The organism is Shewanella sp. SM71, from assembly GCF_025653905.1.
Classification (GTDB): Bacteria; Pseudomonadota; Gammaproteobacteria; order Enterobacterales; family Shewanellaceae; genus Shewanella; species Shewanella oncorhynchi.
This window is the reverse complement of record NZ_JAKKRW010000012.1, coordinates 1-19,059: the sequence shown is the minus strand read 5'-3', so window position 1 is coordinate 19,059 and position 19,059 is coordinate 1. Positions and strand designations below refer to the sequence as shown.

Annotated in this window: 15 protein-coding genes and 2 pseudogenes; 9 read left to right on the top strand and 8 right to left on the bottom strand. The window is 44.1% G+C overall.

Translation table 11 applies throughout. The features are described 5' to 3' along the window. Window positions 1-39: 39 nt before the first annotated feature. The 3 genes from L5L97_RS12890 to L5L97_RS12880 form a co-directional block, all read right to left on the bottom strand. Complete coding sequence (locus L5L97_RS12890; protein WP_263182260.1) at window positions 40-1,254, bottom strand: RsmB/NOP family class I SAM-dependent RNA methyltransferase; 1,215 nt, start codon at window positions 1,252-1,254, stop codon at window positions 40-42. Between the two features lie 143 nt (window positions 1,255-1,397). After that, a complete protein-coding gene (locus tag L5L97_RS12885) occupies window positions 1,398-2,669 on the bottom strand; it encodes a sugar MFS transporter (RefSeq protein ID WP_105252429.1) in 1,272 nt (423 codons plus the stop codon). A gap of 141 nt (window positions 2,670-2,810) precedes the next feature. Further along, on the bottom strand, window positions 2,811-4,433 hold the full coding sequence (locus tag L5L97_RS12880; RefSeq protein WP_263182257.1) for an alpha-glucosidase: 1,623 nt from the start codon (window positions 4,431-4,433) through the stop codon (window positions 2,811-2,813). A gap of 495 nt (window positions 4,434-4,928) precedes the next feature. Between L5L97_RS12880 and L5L97_RS12875 the strand changes: the two genes are divergently transcribed. The 5 genes from L5L97_RS12875 (at window position 4,929) to L5L97_RS12855 (ending at window position 13,202) form a co-directional block, all read left to right on the top strand. After that, window positions 4,929-7,751 carry a TonB-dependent receptor gene (locus L5L97_RS12875; protein WP_131524967.1) on the top strand — a complete coding sequence of 941 codons (2,823 nt, stop codon included), beginning with the start codon at window positions 4,929-4,931 and terminating at the stop codon, window positions 7,749-7,751. Between the two features lie 120 nt (window positions 7,752-7,871). Continuing rightward, on the top strand, window positions 7,872-10,112 hold the full coding sequence (locus L5L97_RS12870; protein ID WP_263182254.1) for a glycoside hydrolase family 13 protein: 2,241 nt from the start codon (window positions 7,872-7,874) through the stop codon (window positions 10,110-10,112). Beyond that, a complete protein-coding gene (locus L5L97_RS12865; protein WP_263182252.1) occupies window positions 10,109-12,280 on the top strand; it encodes an alpha-amylase family protein in 2,172 nt (723 codons plus the stop codon). The genes L5L97_RS12870 and L5L97_RS12865 overlap by 4 nt, the downstream gene beginning before the upstream one ends. A gap of 143 nt (window positions 12,281-12,423) precedes the next feature. Then, the gene (locus tag L5L97_RS12860; RefSeq protein ID WP_113939623.1) at window positions 12,424-12,807 is read left to right on the top strand and encodes a VOC family protein; all 384 of its coding nucleotides are present in this window, start codon (window positions 12,424-12,426) and stop codon (window positions 12,805-12,807) included. 185 nt (window positions 12,808-12,992) lie between these two features. Next, window positions 12,993-13,202, top strand: a complete 210-nt coding sequence (locus L5L97_RS12855; RefSeq protein ID WP_168825107.1) for a hypothetical protein — start codon at window positions 12,993-12,995, stop codon at window positions 13,200-13,202. Between the two features lie 80 nt (window positions 13,203-13,282). Here the strand turns inward: L5L97_RS12855 and L5L97_RS12850 are convergent, their stop codons facing one another. The 4 genes and pseudogenes from L5L97_RS12850 to rhlP form a co-directional block, all read right to left on the bottom strand. Further along, on the bottom strand, window positions 13,283-13,723 hold the full coding sequence (locus tag L5L97_RS12850; protein WP_263166302.1) for a DUF4274 domain-containing protein: 441 nt from the start codon (window positions 13,721-13,723) through the stop codon (window positions 13,283-13,285). A gap of 142 nt (window positions 13,724-13,865) precedes the next feature. After that, window positions 13,866-13,973 (bottom strand): annotated as a pseudogene (locus L5L97_RS12845) (rhombotarget lipoprotein); the annotation flags it as partial. Between the two features lie 56 nt (window positions 13,974-14,029). Then, on the bottom strand, window positions 14,030-14,656 hold the full coding sequence (locus L5L97_RS12840; RefSeq protein WP_263182250.1) for a LysE family translocator: 627 nt from the start codon (window positions 14,654-14,656) through the stop codon (window positions 14,030-14,032). 229 nt (window positions 14,657-14,885) lie between these two features. Beyond that, complete coding sequence (gene rhlP, locus L5L97_RS12835) at window positions 14,886-15,731, bottom strand: rhombotarget lipoprotein (protein ID WP_263182248.1); 846 nt, start codon at window positions 15,729-15,731, stop codon at window positions 14,886-14,888. 180 nt (window positions 15,732-15,911) lie between these two features. On the opposite strand from rhlP, the gene L5L97_RS12830 reads away from it, so the two are divergent. After that, on the top strand, window positions 15,912-16,094 hold the full coding sequence (locus L5L97_RS12830) for a hypothetical protein (RefSeq protein WP_263182246.1): 183 nt from the start codon (window positions 15,912-15,914) through the stop codon (window positions 16,092-16,094). A gap of 132 nt (window positions 16,095-16,226) precedes the next feature. Here the strand turns inward: L5L97_RS12830 and def are convergent, their stop codons facing one another. Continuing rightward, entirely contained in the window at window positions 16,227-16,718 is a 492-nt protein-coding gene (gene def / locus L5L97_RS12825; protein WP_263182245.1) for a peptide deformylase, read from the bottom strand. 545 nt (window positions 16,719-17,263) lie between these two features. On the opposite strand from def, the gene L5L97_RS12820 reads away from it, so the two are divergent. The 3 genes and pseudogenes from L5L97_RS12820 to L5L97_RS12810 form a co-directional block, all read left to right on the top strand. Continuing rightward, complete coding sequence (locus L5L97_RS12820) at window positions 17,264-17,692, top strand: MGMT family protein (RefSeq protein WP_263182244.1); 429 nt, start codon at window positions 17,264-17,266, stop codon at window positions 17,690-17,692. A gap of 215 nt (window positions 17,693-17,907) precedes the next feature. Beyond that, window positions 17,908-18,699: a DUF3108 domain-containing protein gene (locus tag L5L97_RS12815; protein WP_105252420.1), complete on the top strand. Its 792-nt coding sequence runs from the start codon at window positions 17,908-17,910 to the stop codon at window positions 18,697-18,699. Window positions 18,700-18,899: 200 nt separating this feature from the next. Beyond that, window positions 18,900-19,055 (top strand): annotated as a pseudogene (locus L5L97_RS12810) (transposase); the annotation flags it as partial. Window positions 19,056-19,059 lie beyond the last annotated feature (4 nt).

Here is a 19,059-nt window from a genome sequence, read left to right as displayed (position 1 = left end):
GCGCGGTAAAAGGTTTACTTTAGTCTAAAAAGCAATGCTTTATTCTTGAATACGTTCAAGTTTGGCAAGGTAAAAGCCATCAAAGCCGCTATCGGCTGGGCTGATACTTTCATCCTCAATCAGGCGAAAGTTGGGGTTCTCGGCTAAAAACGCATCCACTTGACCGCGGTTCTCGCAAGGGAAGATAGAACAAGTCGCATAGACGACTATGCCACCGACTTTGACCATGCGGCTGTAACTGCTCAAAATGTGTTTTTGCAGTTCCATTAACACGGGTAAACGCTCTACGGTATCACGCCATTTTGCATCGGGATTACGCTTTAATACACCCAAACCAGAGCAAGGCACATCAAGCAATACCCTATCGGCACTGAGCTTTAAGCGTTTAATGGTTTTACTGCTGGCGATAACACGGGTTTCGACATTGTGTGCCCCATTACGACGGGCACGCTCTTTAAGTTTGTCGAGTTTCCATTGCTCCACATCCATGGCCAACAAGCGTCCTTTACCCTGCATTTGTGCAGCTATATGTAAAGTTTTGCCGCCCGCGCCTGCGCAAGCGTCAATAACTTTCATGCCTGGCTTGGCATCAAGCGCCGCAGCTACGCGCTGAGAGCCCGCATCCTGCTGCTCGAATAAGCCATCTTTAAAGCTTTGTGTACGGAACAAGGCTGAATCGGAGGTCACTTCAAGGGCGGAATCGACCCCATCAACACAGAGCGTGCTCACAAACTCAGCGGCAAGCTTAGCGGCCAGTTCATCACGATTCACCTTAAGGCCGTTAGCGCGTAAAAAACGTTTCGGCGCAGTACTTAACGCGGCGCGCTCTTTTTCCCAAGACTCACCTAGTTGCTCACGGCCCATAACATCGAGCCACTCAGGGCAACCGTCCCACAACACAGGCTTAGTTTTCGCTTGCTCGATACGCTCAGCTAAACGCGCCTCATCGACTTGCAGCGAATATTGCATTTTAGGCAATTCAAGCCCATGGAATAAATGCCAAGCATTAAGCAATTTAGAGCCAAAACGCTCCATCTCATCTGGACTAATTTCCGCCAGATAACAATATAAATTTAAACGACGTAGGATATCACCCGTCGTTAATGCGATACGCGCCTGCTCGGCGGGTACCAATTGCAACCCAGAAAAATGCTGAGAATAGGCCCGATCTAAGGGTTTTCCTTGGCTCAGCACCATAGTTAAGATACTGATCACTAATTCGTTCGAGCTGGCAGAAAGCGGAGAATTCAACATTTAAAAGGTCACCATGAATGATAAAACCGGAGGATCATAGGAGGTCAGGCCCTAATACGCAAGCGCACTGGCGCCGAGTTAAGGTTAAAGCCATAAAAAAAGCGATCCTAAGATCGCTTTTTTGCCACTGTCAGTTTAACCCATTACATTTTTGAGCCTTTAGCCCCGTAGAACAGGATAAAACCATAACAAATCACGGGCAGAATAAAGGCGAGCTGAACGCCAAGATTATCCGCTAACATGCCTTGGAATAAAGGCAAAATCGCGCCGCCCACAATCGCCAGACACAGAATGCCACTGCCCTGTGAAGTGTGTGGACCTAAATCACGAAGCGCTAAGCTGAAGATCGTTGGGAACATAATCGAGTTAAATAACCCCACCCCAAGGATTGCCCACATGGCAATGCTGCCACTGGTTGTCATCGCTGCAACCACAAGTAGCGCCGCCATAAAAGCATTAAATGCAAGCACTGAGCCCGCTGGTACTTTTTGCATCACCACAGAGCCAATGAAACGTCCCACCATAGCGCCGCCCCAATAATAGGCGATGTAATGGGCGGCTTCGGCTTCTGGCATACCCGCTATATGGCTTTCACCTAAGAAGCTAACTAAAAAGCTACCGATAGACACTTCTGCGCCGACATACACGAAAATACCCACAGCACCGAGCACTAAGTGCTTGCTTTGTAAGGCACTGGTTTTACCTAGATGGGTCTGAACTTCACCTTGAACACTTTCATCATGCTCACGGATCACAGGTAAATCTAACTTCGCAAAAATCAGCGCTAAAATTGCCAAGGCGCCAGAAAGTAACAGGTATGGCAGTTTAACCACTTCTGCTTCAGCACTCGCTTGGGCTAAATCGCCTGATACTGAACTGGCAACAGAAAGAATTAACATAGCACCAAAAAACGGCGCGACCGTTGTGCCTAAGGCGTTGAACGCTTGCGTTAAATTCAAACGACTCGACGCAGTTTCGCGACTGCCTAAGGCATTGACATAAGGATTGGCTGCCACTTGCAGGATTGTGATGCCTGATGCCAAAACAAATAATGCACCGAGGAACAAGTTGTAAGTAGCGAGGGCCGCCGCAGGATAAAACAGCGCACAACCAATACTTGCAATCACGAGACCAGAAACAATTCCCTTTTGATAACCCAGTTTTTTCACTAAGTTACCCGCAGGGATTGAGACTAGAAAATAAGCACCGAAGAAACAAAACTGGATCAACATGGCTTGAGTATAATTCAGTGAAAACACCGCTTTAAGATGCGGGATCAGAATATCGTTCAAGCAAGTAATGAAACCCCACATAAAAAACAGTGAAGTCAATGAGATCAAGGCAAAACGATAACTGCCCGACCCATTTTCGCCAGTGCTGCTCGTGTAGCTACCGGTATTAATTGATGACGCCATAGTTATTCTCTCTGTATGTTTTTATTATCAGGAACTAATTAAGGTTACATTCCCCATGGTGCCCGTGGGCGGGTTTATATCGAACTGTGGGCTTGGGATCCCGTATCTATAACACTTCAACCGAATAAAAATGAATCATTTTCACTTTAACACTGCATAAAAGCTGGTAAATGCCGAAAACTTCAGCTGATTGTGTTCTATTTGTGCGGTTTTAAGGCCGTGTCCCGTCAGCGACTCACTGATTTCAAATGCAGAGAAATCAAACTCGACCTCGGTATCACCTAAATTGAATCCCACGAACACTTTTATATCGCCTAAGGTGCGAACAAAGGCCAAAATGGGCTCCTTTGTATCAACAAATTTAATATCACCTTCAACTAACACCGGGTGTAACTTACGCCAAGCCAGAAAACGTCGATAACCGTTGAGCATGGAATCAGCATCAGATTCTTGTACATCCACAGCTAACGCTTGGTGCGCAGGTGCAATTGGCAGCCAAGGAGAAACATCACTAAAACCACTAAAGTCAGCGCCTTGCTGCCACGGCATTGGCGTACGGCAACCATCACGCCCCTTAAACATAGGCCAAAATGTTTTGCCAAAGGGATCTTGCAGCTCATGATATTCAATTGGCGCCTCGGTTAGACCGAGTTCTTCACCTTGATAACTACATATACTGCCGCGCAGCGAACTTAGCATGGCATTGAGCATTTTGACCATGTCTGAATTTTGCTTACCTTGCCCCCAACGACTCGCTACGCGCTGCACATCATGATTGCCGATAGCCCAACATGGCCAGCCATCACCTATGCTCGCTTCCAAAGCCTCTACGGTTTGGCGAATATAAGCGGCACTGTAATCGTCGGTTAATAGCTCAAAACTATAGGCCATATGTAGGCGATCTTCGCCCTTAGTGTAGGCAGCCATTACAGCCAAAGAATCTTCGGCAGAGACTTCGCCTAAGGTCACCGCTCCTGGATAGCGATTGATGAGCTTTCGTAAATCTTCAATAAAAGCGATGGTTTGCGGACGGTCATTATTGTAGTAATGGTATTGATAGGCGTAAGGGTTATCTTCACTGAAACCACGGCCCTGACGTTTATCCTTAGGTTTTGCCGGATTATCCCTGAGCAGTTCATCGTGATAACAGAAGGTAATGGCATCTAAGCGGAAGCCATCTACCCCCTTTTTAAGCCAAAATTCAACGTTATCCAGCACAGCTTGGCGCACTTCGGGATGATGGAAATTAATATCGGGCTGACTACGCAGGAAGTTATGTAAATAGTATTGCTGTCTGCGCGGTTCCCACTCCCAAGCACAACCGCCAAAAATCGCGAGCCAGTTGTTAGGTGCTGTACCGTCTTCCTTAGGATCGGCCCACACATACCAATCCGCCTTGGGATTCGAACGGTTTTCGCGGCTCTCAATAAACCACGCATGTTGGTCCGAGGTATGACTTAATACTTGATCAATAATGACCTTAATACCTAAACCGTGGGCTTTTTCAATCAATTCATCGAAATCATGCATAGTGCCAAAAAGAGGGTCAACTTCGCGGTAATCACTGATGTCGTAGCCAAAATCTGCCATAGGAGATTTAAAGAAAGGTGAAATCCAGATGGCATCGACATTGAGACTCGCAATGTAATCCAGCTTTATAATAATGCCGCGTAAATCCCCGACGCCGTCACCATTGGTATCTAAAAGGCTACGCGGATAAATTTGGTAAATCACTGCACCACGCCACCACGTTAACTCACTCATTGTTGCCCCTTTATCATTATTCTACAGCGAACTTTCCCTAACACACTCAAGCAAACAGTTATCGTTTTGTTACTGCAGAGTAAAGTCATCGCGGCTTATTTTGTGTTACCGAGCATACGTGAAGAGGGAAATAAGGTTCAATACACCTGCATACGTATGCAGAAGATGCAGCCAATAGTCACATGGCATCACAATGAAATTTACTTTTTAGTAACAGTCACTTGATTACAAAATAAAATCATTTTATTCCCTGAGTTCACCCTCTATCACAGTCTATTCTTAACTCTGCTAGGTATTGAATACGTATGCACTCTGTTGTTCAGCTAAGAAACTCGGGGGTAGTATCTTCACCGTTGCATAACAATTTGGTCATAAACGCAGCACTTATGCAGTCAATTAAGCGCCCATATACCAAAAAAAGGCCGCAAACATAACGCGGTGATAACGATAAAACGCTCTACAAAGCGATAAAGCGACTCCAAGGGGAAGAGAGATATGATGCGATTTAAACCCAGTTTGCTAACCTTAGCGCTCATCGCCGCAGGTGCCAGTATGCACTCCTATGCGGCAGATGAAGTGACCACAGATAAGGAAGCAAAAGCAAAAGAAGCTGCTATTGAGGTTATTGAAGTTAAAGGCTTTAGAACCAGTGTCATCAAATCACTAAATGATAAACGCTTTGGAGATACCGTCTCTGAATCGATTTCAGCAGATGATCTTGGCGCCCTTCCCGATCAGTCAATCGCTGATGCACTGACTCGCTTACCAGGCGTGACCGCAGTGCGCACTGGTGGACAAGCAAGCGGCCTCAATATTCGAGGTCTTGATGGTGATTTCGTCTTTGCAACACTTAATGGACACGAACAAGTGACAACGGGCGGTAAACGCGCGATTGAGTTTGACCAATATCCATCCGAATTAATTAGTCAAGCCGCCGTCTATAAAACACCAAAAGCCTCGCTGATTGAAGGTGGCGTCGCCGGTACGGTAGAATTAAAAACCGCAGATCCCTTAAAAAGCGACAAAGACCAATCATTTAATATCAATGCTCGCGGCAGTTTTAATGACAGAGCGGATGAGATTTCCGATGCCGATCAATATGGCAACCGTCTTAGCTTTGCCTATCAAGGCAAATTCCTTGAAGATACACTCGGTGTGGCGCTAGGCTATGCCCATTTGTACCAACCTTATGTTGCCAGTCAATTCATTGGTTTACGTTTCAACGACGATAAAAAAGATGTCAATGGCGACGGTGCTGCCGAATCAATCAGTGAAGGTTTTGAGTTACAGCAAAAAGGCGGTGATGATACACGTGATGGTTATATGGCTGCTATCCATTGGCAACCAACAGACAATCTCAGTGTAAAAAGTGATTTATTCCATTCAAAATTCACTTCCGAAAACTTTGCCCGAGGCTTTCGCGTTAAGTCATTAAAAAACGGTACTATTAGTGATGCGGTTGTCGAAAATGGTTCTATGACCGGCGGAACGGTATCAACTGATGGTACTGATAACTTTGCCGTTTTTGTTATCAATGATAACGACTCAAAATATTCAGAACTGACATCAGGCTCAGTCAATATTGAGTGGAATAATGGCGGCGCATTAACTGTCGCAGGTGATGTGAGCTATTCAAAAGCCGATGGTGAGTTCGTCAACGGCGGCACGCGTGCCGTTTTATATGATGATATAGGTAATGAAGTACGCTCAGCCGAATCAATTAATTATCAACTACATGGTTTAAGCCCAGCCGATGTCAGCTTTTCAAACGACTATACCAATACCGCTACCTTGGGTTTAAAAGAAGTGGGTATGTGGCCATACGATCAACAAAATGATCTTGTCGCTTACAAGTTAGACTTTAACTATGCATTAGATTCTGGTTTCTTAACTTCAATTGATTTTGGTCTGCGCTACTCAGAACGTGAGTTTAATGCGCAACGTTCACAAGCCGGTTATGGTTTTGAATTTGGTAAAAACCCAACTAACCAGCCGGTGCTTCAAATGAACACTGACATGACAAATGTCGTCAACTTTGGCGGTGAATTATCAGGCTACCCTAACTTCCTTTCCGTTGATTTCAACAAAGCCATTGAGCTGGTTAACGCGCAGTTAGCGGCAACAGGACAATCCCCTTTCACCCCGACAGCAAATTGGTCTAATAACTGGACCATGATCCAAAGCGGTTCGGTCAATGAAGATGTATTAGCTGGCTATGTCCAAGGTAATCTCGAGTTTGACTTAGGCGATATGAAAGTCACGGGTAACGTGGGCGTGCGTGTTGTTCAAACAGATCAAAGCAGTAAAGGTCTACAACAAGTTGGCTATGGTCTAGGTGAAGCGATTACTGATGAACTTGGCGTGATCAGTACCGATTATATCCGTAACGAGATAGGTAAAACCTATACCGATTATTTACCGTCACTCAACTTAACTTTCCACCTCACTGAAAATGATCAACTGCGCTTTGCTGCAGCCTCTGTGATGTCACGTCCTCCAATCGACAAGCTAAAGTCAGGCATGGGATCTTGGTATGACGATTCTGCTACTCCGGGATACAAAAAGTACAATGCTTGGGGTAACACCAGTCCTCTACTCGATCCGTTCTATGCCGATCAATACGACTTATCTTACGAGCACTATTTTGAAGATTCTGAAGGTGCGGTTGTCGTAGCCTTGTTCTACAAAGATATTAAATCCTTTATCAACAATTTTACAATCCAACCATTTGATTTTGAAGGTAATGGATTTATCGTCCCCGATACTATTATCGATAATGGTGTTGAATTCCCAGTAGTAAAAGATGAAGGTCAATATCAAACTGCAATCAACAACGACAATGGCGGCTACATTCGTGGTGTTGAGTTAGGTTATACCCAAGTCTTTGATTTCCTACCATCGCCACTCAGCGGTCTTGGCTTCACTGGCAGCTACTCGTATTCAGACAGTGAAGTGGAATTTACCACAGATTTAAGTGGTTCAAACTTAACCATTCCATTACCAGGTTTATCAGAAAGCGTACTCAACACCACCTTGTTCTATACTCTGGACGGTTTCGATACTCGCGTCAGCATGAGATATCGTAGCAGCTATGTTTCAGAACAAGTGGCAGTTGAATCACAACTTGCTTTCTTCGATGCCGAAACGATTGTGGATTATCAAGCTTCATACGCTCTGGAAAATGGACTTAAGTTCTTATTCCAAATTAATAACTTAACTGATGAACCGAACAAAACCTATTTTGGTGAAGAACATCAGACAGGAACAATCCAATACTTCGGTAGACAGTACTTCCTAGGGTTAAGTTACTCTTTATAAACTACCCCAAATAAAGCCTGCTTCAATTAAGAAGCAGGCTTTTGCTTACGTAGATTTCAGCATTTCTAACATTCATCATGCCAGCACGTTTTACTTATTTCTCTTTAAAAGGCTTACATTATGATCCGTCAAAACCTAATGATTGCGCTTTATTTATGCTTGGTTTGCTCTTCATTTAATACGGCCTATGCAAACACCTTTGAGCCAGATATATCGACGGACGTTAAGCTTGAACCCGCTTTTTGGTGGGGGGGAATGCAGAATCCTGAGTTACAGCTGATGCTGTATAGCCGCGAACTTCCAAGCTTACCGCAGCAGATTAAGGTTGATATACAAGGAAAAGGCATCACACTTAAAAGCCTTGAGCACACTGATAACCCTCACTATCTGTTTATCAATTTAGATCTGAGCCAAGCTGCGCCGCAAACCTTTGAGCTAATAATTTCCAACACTGACTCGGCTTCAAAAGCCGACACGCCTCTTTATCGCCTGCCCTATACGTTGCAAGGGCGTGCTAAGGGCAGCCGTGAGCGCCAAGGATTTAGCAATAAGGATGTGATTTACCTTATCACGCCGGACCGATTCGCCAATGGCGACACGAGTAATGACAATCAAGCCGATATGTTAGAGCAAGTCGCAGCTAACTCTCCCAGTAATCTCAACTATCCCGATGCTCGCCATGGCGGCGATATAGCAGGGATCAGCCAGCACTTAGCATATCTGGCAAAACTTGGCGTGACTCAGTTATGGATCAATCCGCTGCTTGAGAATAATCAAGCCCAGTATTCATACCACGGTTACTCAATTACCAATTTATACCGCGTCGATCCCCGCTTTGGCAGCAACGAAGATTATAAAGCCTTAGTCGCTAAGGCTAACAAGCTTGGCCTAGGGGTGATTAAAGATGTTGTGGTGAATCATATCGGCTCTAACCATTGGTGGCTCAACGATTTACCTAGCCAAGACTGGCTCAATGACGCCACAAAAACGCAGCTACATAATCGCGAATCCAAGCCTAATTTGACTCAGTCTGCCGATACTAAATCCAGCGCTATCACATCCAGCGTTACCAGCCCCCGTTTCACCAGCCATAGGCGCACGACAGTGCAAGATCCCTACGCGGCGGCGCAAGATCATATTGATTTTGTCGACGGCTGGTTTACCGACACTATGCCGGATCTGAATCAAAGCAATCCAAAACTGGCAACCTATCTTATCCAAAACAGTATTTGGTGGGTCGAGTACGCAGGACTTTCGGGGATACGTGAAGATACTTACTCCTACGCCGACAAAGGGTTTCTCGCTAAATGGTCTAAGGCCGTAATGGCTGAGTACCCAAATTTTAATATTGTTGGCGAAGAATGGACCGCAAACCCCATCACAGTGTCCTATTGGCAAAAGGGCAAAATCAATGCCGATGGCTATACCTCAGATCTACCCAGTTTGATGGACTTCCCGCTATATGAAAAATTGATTGCCAGCCTTAATGAGCCAGAAAGCTGGGATACGGGTTTTATCAAGCTTTACGAGATGTTAGCCAACGATCTTGTGTATGCAGAACCTAGTAAGCTAGTGCTATTTGAAGGCAATCACGACACCAATCGTATCTTCAGTTTAGTGAAAGAAAATATAGACTTATACAAGATGGCCCTCACCTATGTGTTGACCGCCAAACGCATTCCGCAGCTGTTCTACGGTACAGAAGTGTTAATGACCAGCCCAACCGAGGGCCGTCACGATGGCGTTGTACGCAGTGATTTTCCCGGCGGGTTTGCCAACAGTGCCACGAATGCCTTTACCGGCCAAGGACTGAGTGAACCTCAACGACAAGCACAGCAATTTGTCCGTACCCTACTGAATTACCGTAAACAATCCCTTGCGCTGCAATCGGGCGATTTACTGCACTTTGTGCCGCAGGATGGTATCTATGTGCAATTTCGTTGCTTATTACATGTGCCATTATCAGCTGAACAGAAAGCCGAAGCGCTTAAGTCACTAACTCAACACAATTCTCAAGCCCAACACAATGCCTGCACTCAACCCTCGGCCGATAAAGTCATGGTGATTTATAATAAAAATGACAAAGCAGTCACGCTAGATGTAAACCGCTTTGCCAGTGTACTTGGCGATAACCGCGCCGCTACAGATATCATCAGTGGCAACACAGTTTCACTTAATCAAGCGCTAGCATTGCCCCACGCAGGTGTCACTATCCTTGAGCTTAAAGCCAGACCGCAGCTAAATACTGGCTTACCTAGCCGTCAAACCTCTAATCACATGAGTTACTCAGCTAGCGATTTAACTCCGGCTCAAACAACTCATCCAATCAAAAACTCAACCCTAAAAGGAATTCAGTCTTGAGCTTTTTATCGCCTATCGATTCCAGAGTGACTCAGTGCCCCCAAGCGGCGAAATTTCCCATAGTGGCTTTACTTATAACCCAAGCAGCGAAAGCCCCGCAGCGCCGACAGTCATCACTCAGCTTATGTTTAAACGCTCTATTCAGCGCCTCTTTATTAACTGCCTCGCTTTTTAGCTTCTCGACCAATGCAAATACATCGGCGCAGGCGCTTGATAATGAGTTACTGCCAAAGTCTGAGAGTGAGGTTATGACGCTAAAACCTGTGGTATATCAGATTATTACTCGCCTTTATGGCAATAAAAATCCAAGCAATAAACCTTGGGGCACGATTGCCGACAATGGCGTCGGCAAGTTTAGTGATATCAATGATATTGCACTCAATACCATCAAGGACCTAGGCGTTACCCATGTGTGGTACACGGGCGTTCCCCACCATGCATTGATTGGTGATTACAGCGCTATTGGCGTAAGTACTGATGATCCCGATGTGGTCAAAGGACGCGCGGGCTCACCCTACGCAGTCAAAGATTACTACAACGTCAACCCAGATCTGGCGGTCAATCCCGCCAACCGTTTAGCCGAGTTCGAAGCGCTCATTGCCCGTACCCATCACCACGGCTTAAAGGTGATTATCGATATCGTGCCAAACCATGTGGCGCGCCATTATCAATCCGTTAGTAAACCCCACGGCGTGCGTGATTTTGGCGAAGATGATGATACAAGTCTGGAATACGCCAAAAACAACAATTTCTATTATATCCTTGATAAAGTTGATGTTAATAATGGCTCGGAGGGGGCAAAGGGACAAGCACATGCCTTTGAAGTGCCAAGCTTACCCGCAGGACTTAAACCGCTGGGCGGAGAAGCTCACCCCTTAAGTGACGGCAAATTCAACGAATTTCCCGCAAAATGGACTGGCAATGGCTCACGCTTAGCCAAGCCCGATGCCAATGATTGGTACGAGACCGTTAAAATCAATTACGGCGTACGCCCCGATGGCACCTATGACTTCCCTCGCCTGCCAGCCAATTTCGCCACTTTAACGCAGGCGCAGCATTACGCTTTTTGGCAACAACACTTAGCTGAGCTCCCAAGCTCTTGGATTAAATTCAATCAGATTGCGCAGTACTGGCTAGCAAAAGGGGTCGATGGCTTTCGCTATGATATGGCCGAAATGGTACCAGTGGAGTTTTGGAGCTATCTCAACAGCCAGATAAAACACACAAATCCCGATGCCTTTATCTTGGCCGAGGTCTATAACCCCAAGCTGTATCGAGATTATATCCAACTTGGCAAAATGGATTATCTGTACGATAAGGTCGATCTTTACGACACCCTAAAAGCCGTGATGGCGGGTAAAACCAGCACAGCTAATATCGCGGCAGATCAGGAAAAAGTGCAGGATATTGAATCTCACATGCTGCACTTTTTAGAAAACCACGACGAGCAACGTATTGGTAATGCAGCATTTTTAGCATCGCTACACACAAATAAGCCCACGGCAACCCAAGCCGAGAATCCACACAATGCCCTACCCGCTATGGTAGTGTCGGCAACGATAGGCACTTCACCGACGTTAGTGTATTTTGGCCAAGAAGTGGGAGAAGCCGCCACCGACAACCCAGGATTTGGTCATGCATCACGCACCAGTATTTTTGACTATGTTGGCGTCCCTGCCCATCAGCGCTGGATGAACAATGGCAGGTTTGATGGTGGACAATCAACCGTAAAGGAAGCCACTTTGCGGGCTTATTATCAAAAATTACTGAACCTAAGCACAGGTAAAAATGTACCTGCGCTTTTAGGAGAATATTACTCACTCGATGCCGCCAACCGCAGCGCACAAACCGCCACAATGGATACTCATGGCAGTGCAACGGGTTATGATGACAGCACTTTTGCCTTTGTGCGCTTTGAGGAAAATACGACCAATAAAACGGGCCAAAAACTGATTATTGTAAATAACTTTAATCAAACTCAAGCAAAGCCATTATCCCTTAAGCTACCAAAGCCACTTATCGACCAATGGCAGTTAACGGATGGGACCTATCCACTTAAGGATTTGCTGGAAGACAACAAAGCGCAGTTGGTTGTCAAACAAGGGGAAGGACAAGTTCAGATGCAACTTGCACCGCTGTCTTCAGCCATATTCGAGCTGGAAGATTAAACGAGCAAAAAGCCTAGGTGAGCTAAAAAGTGAAATCGACCGATAGCGTCACGCTAAACTGTGACGCTATCTTTTTTTAACCGTTATACTCTCAAACCTTTCTATCTTATTTGATCACCCTTTAAAAATCACAAAGGAAAGCGATGTTACTCGGCATTCACCATGCAGCGATTATTTGCAGCGACTATCAAAAGTCCAAACACTTTTATGTAACCATTCTTGGCCTTACCGTGCTTGCAGAGCATTTCCGTGAGGCACGTAAGTCCTATAAACTTGATTTACAACTGGCCGATAAGAGTCAAATTGAGTTATTTTCATTCGATAATCCACCCAAACGACCAAGCTATCCCGAAGCCTGTGGACTTAGGCATCTCGCCTTTCGCGTAGCATCGATTGAAACCGCCATCGAACATCTTCATAGCCATCACATTACCGTTGAACCCGTCCGCATTGACGAATACACAGGCAGAAAATTCACCTTCTTTAGCGATCCCGACGGCTTACCCTTAGAGTTATATGAGCTATAGCACGAGTGAAATAAGGCAACATCGCAGCAATAAGATGAATAAAGCTTAATTACGCTACGGGATAGTCAGCATTAGACTCAATAAAACGACGCAGCCGTTTAACCAATAGTTTAAGTAATCGATTGACCAGTTTGACGCTGTGATAAGGTCAAAGCCTACCTAGGCTAACCATTGAGGAACTCAAGATGTTTGATAATCCAGCATTATTACTATGGAGTTTAGTCTTTAGCCTCTTTGGTCTTGGCTTTTTCACCTATGGCAAACGCCAAGCGGCCCCCATCCCTTTAGTCGTTGGCCTCACCCTGATGATTTATCCCTATTTTGTCACCAATCTCGCGTTACTTATCGCTATCGGCATCGCCCTGATCGCACTGCCCTATTTTGTAAGGATATGATTTGGGGTTTATAGAAATGTTTACGGACAGAAGCTACAAAATAAATGGTGAGGCTAATACAACTTCGTATACCTCTACACTCATACCACAATAGGTTGATACAAAATCTCAGGCACCCCACGCTTCTTAAGAAAATATTGCGCCGTCTTTGTTATTTTTTCAGTATGAGAAACTGTTTTCACCTGATAATAACCGCTTAAAATTCGCTTAGTCAGCATGACCGCGAAATCATAATGTTCCTGTTGATAAGGTTCTATTACCTCATTTGTTGGAATTAATTCATTTAGCTCATTCATTTCTAACCAATCCATCGCTTCAGCAAGCCAAAATAGCTTTATGGCAATGGCTAACTCGCATAATGGATGATCCGCAATTGCAATAGGAATCTCATTACCATCATCCCAATTATAATGGTCCAATAAGGCATACAATTCATGTGCTGACGAGATAGTTTTTACAAGGTTTACCGCCTCTTCAACATCCTCGATTTCATAAACAATTCTATCAATAATGTCTGTCATTATATTTAAGTCCTTAATGCTTCAATCAGCCCATTTAACATAGGGTAAAGGAGTGATAAGAACTTAATACAAAGCCCGAAATAGGAATGGCCAAAAGATGAAACTCCTTTTCGTTCACCTCACCCCTGATAAATGAGTTCAACTATTCTCGGCAGATGGTAAAACGGCCGAGTGACAAAATTCCCAATAGTGAAAGTATTAATAAAGATAAGCTGCCACCACCGCTGTAACCTTGTTTATGTTCTATGGTAAAATTAACGGGCCATCCAACTTTAGAAATACGGCCTAAGCATATCTGTTATGCCACTATCGCTCACTGGTCATGACTTTACTGGCCAAGCCAATAAGCAACACACCTGATATCCCCTCTAAGGCTCTCGAATAACGCAGGGAATTGGGGCGACTAAATACCCAGCTTCCTGCCGACGCATAAAGGACGTTACACAAGGTCGCTAACAAACTGAAAATAAGACCAAGGGTTAACAGCTGAATTGACGTTGAACCCGCTAACGGGTCAATAAACTGCGGCAAAAAAGAGAGGAAAAATAAAGCGACTTTAGGATTAAGTACACTAACGACAATGCCTTGGAAAACTACGTTGCCGTTTGGTTTGCTATTGTCATCAACCACAATTTTATTATTGCCACGCCACATTGATATTAACGCTTGAATGCCTAAATACACTAGATACACGGCCCCCAACCACTTCACAATACTAAAAGCCAACGCTGAACTGAGAATGATGGCAGATAATCCCAAGCTAGCAGCAAGCGTGTGAACAAAATAACCCACACCTAAACCCATCGCAGCTTTAAGCCCACTGATCATTTTCCCTTTCATTGTGTTAGATACAGTGTAGATGACATCGGGTCCAGGGATAAGATTGATAGCAAGGCAAGCAACTGCAAACAGTAATAGTGAATTTAAATCCATTTAATTTTTCTCCTTGTTAAACGCGTAATGTATCGCGCCCGCTTAAGTGGTGTTCAACGCAACACCATAGCCTCTGCAAACCACTTTAAAATTTAAAATCAATGCTTTAAATAAAAGTACGTTGGTAACCAGAACCTGTGCTCAACTTTATATACTTTTTGCTCACGTCTTGATTTAAAGCAAACCTCAATTTGCTCATCCTTAACGGTCTTAATTGGCGCTTAATTTTTTATTCACGGCAAATCGTTAAACGGCGAAACGCAAATATTCCCAGTATAGAAAGGATTAATAGGGATAAACTGCCACCGCCGCTGTAACCTTGTTTATGTTCTATGGTGGCAACCTGCTCTTCTTTAACCCGAGTTTTAAAGCGGGCGAGCTCGTCATCTAAATTGACTATCATGTCGTTCACCGCAAGATCAAAACCCTCGTAAGATTTCTCTCTTAGGGTTGTCGTCACGCCAACAGCGGTTGAACTCTCAGTTAACTGATTAATACCTGGCGCCCTAAATAACATCTTCTGGCTACGCATATCGAAAACGGCTGTATCAACAAAGGTTTGAATCGCATTTTCATTACCGGGGATTAAATACATGCCCACGATAGTCCAATAAAGGATGGCGGACTTGTTCTCGTGGCTTTGCATCAATTGATCGTAAGAAACCAATGCCATCACATCAACATCATGCAGGCGAGAAACCTGCTGCAAGGTTTCAAAACCTTTACCATTTTTAAGATAGGTACTTGGGATCACTTCGATACGATCGATATAGTCATATTTAACAAAGGATTTTTTAACCTTATCAAGTAATGCCATCTGAGTTCGGCTATCAATTGCATCGGCTTGCCAATGGGACGAAGGCAAGAAAGCGATGCCGACGGTAATAGGCAAACGCAGCACAGGTAAGGATGGCTGCTGGGCTTGGCGACTCTTCTCATCAGGGTATAAATATTCAACTAAGCTACTTGATACCGCATTTTTCTCAGTAGTATTACCGTTAAAAAATGCACTACAACCACCCAGTGAAAGCATTGCGAATGAGGCTATACCACAGGCTATTACCTTAAGTTTCATTTGTTTCCCTACCGTATCCATACACTTGCTGTTAATGATGAAAACTGAACCTACAATAATACCAATCACATTAAATATCTAATCAGTTCAGAGCCTCACAGGCATCTCAATCCAAGGCGCATTGACGCAAAAATGGTCATTCCCTTTTAAGTCAATGCAACACCGGAGTGGGATGTCTGTGTGGCTCCCGAAGGGCGGGTTTCAACGCCCTTTATACTGCGTTTAAGGCTTTCGACAGAGCACCACTATGCCTTCATGCCTTCGCCTTGTCTAAAGCGCGTTGAACTCCCGCTGAATGAACAGATATTTAATACGATTGGTATAATGCAGATTTTGGGTTACCTTATCCATTCATCAGAGTAAAAACAAGCTGTTATGTTCACATATCACAGCATTAATCTTCTTTGATTAGATTTTAAATACAAAAAAGCCGCACTATAAATGCGGCTAGTCAATAGGTACAACCATTCTCTAAAATACAACTTAAGCCAAAAGTTAAGCGTATTTACGCACTTTTTTAAGGGCGATTTGTTGTTTTAGCATGGATAAATGTTCGATAAACACTTTGCCATGCAAATGGTCAATTTCGTGCTGCAACACTACGGCTAAAAACTCATTGGTCTCGATTTCAATAGCCTTGCCCGTTCTGTCTAAGGCGGTCACTTTAACCTTTTCAAAACGTGACACTTTAGCGCGATAACCTGGGATAGACAAACAACCTTCTTCACCGACGAATTCACCTGACTTTTCAACAATCTCAGGGTTAATCAGCACTAAAGGCTGGTCGCGACCGTCAGATAAATCGATCACGATAATGGCATCTGTACTGCCGACTTGAGTTGCCGCTAAACCTATACCATCGTCCGTGTGATACATGGTTTCGATTAAATCATCGATAAATCCCTGAACAGCTTCAATATCTTTTACAGGTTGCGCTTTACGTTTAAGGCGCTCATCGGGAATAGTTAGAATATCGAGTACAGCCATGCCAGTTATCTTCTCTCATCGAGTCAAAAAAATTGGCGCTATTATGGACTATTTGACCATTTACACAATATTTAAGCTAAAAACAGTTTAAATATTTTGTTAGTAATCGAGCTAGCCGATAAAAATATCGAGAAGTGCTTAATCCTTTAAACGTCAAATACCCTCTCATCTTCCGCTAAGCCATGCTTTACCGTTACACTAGCGTAAACTCATCAAGCAAAAGTTTTTGAGCGTGATTCTTTGTGAGTCATACCAATCGTATTAAATATCTGTTCATTCAGCGGGAATTCAACGCGCTTTAGACAAGGCGAAGGCTTGAAGGCATAGTGGTGCTCTGTCGAAAGCCTTAAACGCAGTATAAAGCGTTTTGAAACCCGCCCTTTGGGAGCCTCACAGGTATCCCACTCCGGTGTTGCATTGACTTAAAAGAGAATAACCATTTCTGCGTCAATGCGCCTGAGATTTAAATACCTGTGAGGCTTTGAACTGATTAGATATTTAATGTGATTGGTATCAATACCATTAAGCTGAGGGTTAACAATTCAATGGCATCGTTTTCTAAAGAAAAATCACCACTGTATCAATACCTTGAACAAGATAAACAGAGTGTAGCGAGAAAACAGTCCCAAGCAGTGGGCTTGTCTCCTATGGTGAAAATCTGGCATATCGTCGCCATGATCCCGCAGGGTAAAGTCAGCAGCTATGGCAAAATTGCCGATTATGCAGGATTACCGGGACGAGCGCGTTATGTGTCAAAAGCACTGAAAGCAGCTCCCGAACATTTGTCACTCCCTTGGCATAGGGTACTCAATAGTCAAGGCAAAATATCCTTCGAGAAAAATTCAACCTTCTTTCAAGAACAGATGGAATTATTAAGAATTGAAGGGATAACAGTGAACTGCGGCAAAATTAGTTTGTCTGAATACGAGTGGCGACCGGATCTGGTGACTTTAGTCATGGCAATGCCATTTTAGTTTAATATATTGATCCATAAACTATTTACATCTCTATTTACAGAAACGTCGTCCTCGGCTATAACCTGCTTACAGTCGATCCGATAATTGATTTATGCTCAACTGATTGACCCAGAACTGTGTAAGTAAGCATGCTACTCGACACTTTTTTATCAACCACTACCGACAATTCTGTAGTGATACAAGGTGAAAACCTGCGACCCAAGGAGCATTCTTTGCGTACCATTCCCACATTATTAGTGAGTTTTACCGTCCTCACTCAAAGTATGTTTGCCATGGCAGCGCCAACGCCGCTAACACCGCAGACGGCCGAATACCAAGTCAACTATGGAGACATTGAATTAGGAAAAGCCAAATACACGCTACCCAATCCCGAAGATGGCGTGTTTAAGTATCGTTTTGATAGCGATCTCAGCCTGTTATTGTTAACCGATGTGCGTCACATCTTGAGTGAATTTACTCAAAATGATACGCAGCTCAGTCCTTTGCGTTACTTACAACAACGCCAAGGTGTCGGGCCTAATTACACGGAGCAAACCGCATTCGCCAAAGCTCAAGGCTTTATTCATACCCGTTACAAAGATGAAAAAGGCAAGTTTCCCTATGATGATAAAATCTTTGATCCTCTTATGGTGCAGTTGCAATTTAGGCTAGATATGATGGCGGGCAAAGAAGTGCTCGACTATAAGATGGTCAAGGACAACGAAGTCGATGAATACAAGTTTCATGTGATCGGTAAAGAACGAATGAACATCGACAGCGGCAGTTACGACACCGTCAAAATTGAAGTCGTGCGTGACAATAAAAAACGTCAAACCTTCTTCTGGATGGCGCCTGACTTAGCGTATTTGCCCGTGCGTCTAACTCACTTTGAAAAAGGCAGTAAGCAGCTCGATATTAAGTTACTTAAATATCACTTCGATGAAGTGCCGCACCAAGAAACCATACCTGCAGACATTGCAGAGAAACCGCTAGTGCCTAAACTGCTCGGCACGACTGAAGGTTAATCAGTAAGGCATTGAGTTAAGATGTATGAACTTTAACCTAATGATACATAGCCTTCGCATAAAAGTACTGAACTAAAGCCAAACTAATATCGAATAAAATCCAACCGAACTAGGGTCTGTTGATCTTTCGAGAGTGATTTTTAGACAGCATGGCAAGACGTTATAATTTGCTTCGCCAAAAGTAACCATAACCTCAAGCCATGCCAAGACTTATGCTAACCGATGCACGCTGGGAAAAGCTATTTCATTTAATGAAAAGCACAGGCCGTGTTTATGACAAACCTGAACATAGACAAACATTCGAAGGTATTCTTTACCGCCTTAGAACAGGTATCCCTTGGCGAGATTTACCTAAATAAA

Excerpts from the sequence above, each read along its gene's own strand:
- L5L97_RS12890 (WP_263182260.1), bottom strand. The coding sequence starts at position 1,254 with ATGTTGAATTCTCCGCTTTCTGCCAGCTCGAACGAATTAGTGATCAGT.
- L5L97_RS12885 (WP_105252429.1), bottom strand. The coding sequence starts at position 2,669 with ATGGCGTCATCAATTAATACCGGTAGCTACACGAGCAGCACTGGCGAA.
- L5L97_RS12880 (WP_263182257.1), bottom strand. The coding sequence starts at position 4,433 with ATGAGTGAGTTAACGTGGTGGCGTGGTGCAGTGATTTACCAAATTTAT.
- L5L97_RS12875 (WP_131524967.1), top strand. The coding sequence starts at position 4,929 with ATGATGCGATTTAAACCCAGTTTGCTAACCTTAGCGCTCATCGCCGCA.
- L5L97_RS12870 (WP_263182254.1), top strand. The coding sequence starts at position 7,872 with ATGATCCGTCAAAACCTAATGATTGCGCTTTATTTATGCTTGGTTTGC.
- L5L97_RS12860 (WP_113939623.1), top strand. The coding sequence starts at position 12,424 with ATGTTACTCGGCATTCACCATGCAGCGATTATTTGCAGCGACTATCAA.
- L5L97_RS12855 (WP_168825107.1), top strand. The coding sequence starts at position 12,993 with ATGTTTGATAATCCAGCATTATTACTATGGAGTTTAGTCTTTAGCCTC.
- L5L97_RS12850 (WP_263166302.1), bottom strand. The coding sequence starts at position 13,723 with ATGACAGACATTATTGATAGAATTGTTTATGAAATCGAGGATGTTGAA.
- L5L97_RS12840 (WP_263182250.1), bottom strand. The coding sequence starts at position 14,656 with ATGGATTTAAATTCACTATTACTGTTTGCAGTTGCTTGCCTTGCTATC.
- rhlP (WP_263182248.1), bottom strand. The coding sequence starts at position 15,731 with ATGAAACTTAAGGTAATAGCCTGTGGTATAGCCTCATTCGCAATGCTT.
- def (WP_263182245.1), bottom strand. The coding sequence starts at position 16,718 with ATGGCTGTACTCGATATTCTAACTATTCCCGATGAGCGCCTTAAACGT.
- L5L97_RS12820 (WP_263182244.1), top strand. The coding sequence starts at position 17,264 with ATGGCATCGTTTTCTAAAGAAAAATCACCACTGTATCAATACCTTGAA.